1 pseudogene is annotated in these 423 nt (G+C 37.4%); it reads left to right on the top strand.

Going from position 1 to position 423, the window contains the following annotated elements:
* Window positions 1–91: 91 nt before the first annotated feature.
* Window positions 92–423 (top strand): annotated as a pseudogene (locus FEZ33_RS12280) (hypothetical protein); the annotation flags it as partial.

Raw genomic sequence — 423 nt, 5'->3', positions numbered from 1 at the left:
GTAGGCATGCACATTAATTATACAGAAGTTAATAAGTGGTAAACAGGTTGGCAATGACTGGTACATTTCATGGCAAAGGGTGGTACAAAACTTGGCAACGCTGGTACATTTCGCTGGCGGTAGTCATCATCAAACATTATATGGAAAATACGGACAGTTCTCTACCTTAAAAGAACATATGCCTCAGAATCATCGATTGTATATCGAACAAACGCCTGAAGAAGGATTAAAATGGGCAGCAAGTATAGGCGATTCCACTCTAATGATTGTAACTTTTTTACTTGAGACTTATGAATTAGAAAAGCAAGCTCTCAACGCAATCTTCACTTTAAAGAAGTTGGAAAGAAAATATACCAATTATGAAATCGAACAAGCCTGTAAAGATGTATTAAAAGCTACCAATCGACCGACGGTCAAAAGTGT

The organism is Ruoffia tabacinasalis (genome assembly GCF_005864045.1).
GTDB lineage: Bacteria > Bacillota > Bacilli > Lactobacillales > Aerococcaceae > Ruoffia > Ruoffia tabacinasalis.
The sequence above is the reverse complement of the archived record's forward strand: the minus strand, read 5'-3'. Positions and strand labels throughout refer to the sequence as shown.